Source organism: Actinoplanes sp. NPDC051633 (genome assembly GCF_040681735.1).
GTDB lineage: Bacteria > Actinomycetota > Actinomycetes > Mycobacteriales > Micromonosporaceae > Actinoplanes.
Genome location: NZ_JBFAZH010001179.1, coordinates 1 through 2,369, shown reverse-complemented (window position 1 = coordinate 2,369; position 2,369 = coordinate 1). Strand labels below are relative to the sequence as shown.

General features: G+C 74.8%; 1 protein-coding gene. It reads right to left on the bottom strand.

From position 1 onward, the window contains the following. Positions 1-2,369 (bottom strand): BTAD domain-containing putative transcriptional regulator (locus tag AB0M20_RS38670; RefSeq protein ID WP_364305922.1); only part of this gene is annotated, 2,369 nt, incomplete at both ends.

The following is a 2,369-nucleotide window of genomic DNA, read 5'->3' as shown; positions in this document are numbered from 1 at the left end:
CCGCACCGCCACGGCCGCGCCCAGCAGCCGCGCGGCCTCCGCCGGGTCACCCTCGCGCAACCGCAGGTCGGCGATCCCGACCAGGAGCAGCGCCAGCACCGGGGCATCGTTGGCCGCCGCGCCGACGCGCAAGGCCTCGACATGCAGCTCCCGGGCCGACACGAGGTCACCCTCGGCCGCCGCGACCAGCCCGCGGGTGGCGGCGATCATCGCCCGGAACTGCGGCGCGGCGACACCGTCGCCCAGGGCGCTCCACGCGCGGTCGAGATGCTCGCGGGCCGCGTCGAGGTCGCCGTCCTCGCGGGCGATCGTCGCGGCGCCGTACCCGATCGAGGCCAGCACCTCCGGCATCCCGATCTCCTCGGCCGCGATCTGCGCCTGCTTCATCGCCCGCCGGGCCTCGTCACGGTCGCCGGCCATCCACATCTGGTGCGCCAGCTTCACTTCCAGCTGCGGGACGTCCTCGGCCAGGCCGACCTCGCGGACCAGTCCGATCGCCTCCCGCTGCCAGACGACGGCCTGGCCGAAGTCGCCGCGCGATGCCGCGAGGTCGCCGAGACAGCTCAGCGTGTAGCCGACGCCCCAGCGCTCGCCGATGGAGCGGAACAGCTTCAGCCCTTCACGCATCTCCGCCTCCGGCACCTCGGTGCTCTCCCCGAAGTTCAGCCGCAGCTGCGCGGACATCAGCTTGGCGACGGCGCGGATCCACGGATCCGGGTCCTGGTCGAGACCGACGAGCCGGGCGAACGCCTCGGATTCCATGCCGTGCCGGAACGCGTCGCCGAGCGGACCGATCAACCGCAGCGCGACGTGCCGGCGGCTGCTCATCTCGGCGAGCCGTTCGGCCTCGACGAACCACCCCTGCACGGTGTCGATCGGGGCCAGCCCTTCGATGCCGTTGAGGGCGGCGAAGGTGAAGTTCAGCGCCCGGTCCTCGTTCTCGGGCGCGTCCGGCATGTCGATCACCTCGCGGGCCAGCGTCAGGCCCTCGGCCCGGTGCCCGCTGAGCCACCAGTACCAGCCCAGCCGGGCGGCCAGCGCCGACGCCGAGTGGACGTCGCCGGCGTCGACGGCGGCCCGCACCGCCGCGTGCAGGTTGTCGTGCTCGGCGGCCAGCAGGCGCAGCGCGTCCAGTTGCTCGCCGGTGCGCAGCCGGTGCTCCTGCGCGCCGGCCAGGTCGATCAGCCACTCCGCGATGCGCTCCCGCATCCACCCGGTCTCGCCCGCGTCGGCCAGCCGCTCGAGCCCGTACTCCCGGATCGTCTCCAGCATCCGGTATCGCCCGCCGGTCAGCACCAGCAACGACTTGTCCACGAGCGCGCCGATCAGGTCAAGATCGGCGTCGCAGACCCGCTCGACCGCCTCCGGCCCGGCGCCGCCGTGGAACATCGCGAACCGCCGCCACAGCGCCCGCTCCGGCTCGGAGAGCAGATCCCAGCTCCAGTCGACCACCGCGCGCAGCGTGCGATGCCGGGGCAGCGCGGTGCGGCTGCCGCCGGTGAGCAACCGGAACCGGTCGGCCAGCCGATCCGCGAGCACGGTGACCGGCAGCGTGCGCAACCGCGCCGCGGCCAGCTCGATGGCCAGTGGCATGCCGTCCAGCGCCCGGCAGATCCGGATCACCGGCTCGGCCGTGTGCTCGTCCAGGACCAGCGTCGGCGCCCGGTCCAGCAGCAGCCGGACGGCCGGGTAGCCGGCCGCGGTGGCCGGATCGGCGTCGGCGGGCGGCAGCGGCAACGGTTCCACCGGGTGCAGCCGCTCGCCGGGGATGCCGAGCGGCTCGCGGCTGGTGGCGAGCAGGCGCAACTCGGGCGCGGCCCGCAGGATCGCCTCGGCCACCTCGGCGACGGCCGCGATCAGGTGCTCGCAGTTGTCCAGGATGATGAGCATCCGCTTGCCCGCCAGGCCGTCGGTGAGCCGGGTCAGCGGGTCGACCGACTGCTCGCGCTCGCGGCCGGGTGAGGCCAGCAGCACCTGGCTGCGCATCCCCAGCGCGGTCAGGATCGTCGTCGCCACCTCGGCCGGGTCGGTGACCGGCGCCAGCTCGACCCGCCACACCTCGCCGGGCATGCCGGCGCCGATCACGACCGAGAGCCGGGTCTTGCCGCTGCCGCCCGGCCCGATCAGCGTCACGAGCCGATGCCGGGGGATCAGCTCGCGGATCTCCCGCACCTCCGAGTCGCGGCCGACGAAGCTGCTCACCTCGGCCGGCAGGTTGCCGCGCCGCGCCGGTCGCTCGGCCCGCAGCAGCTCCAGGTGCAGCTCCGCGAGCTCGGGGGTCGGGTCGGTGCCGAGCGTGTCGGCCAGCCGGCCGCGCAGGCTCTCGAAGGCCTGCAGCGCCTCGCCGGGCCGCCCGGCGGCGGCGTGGG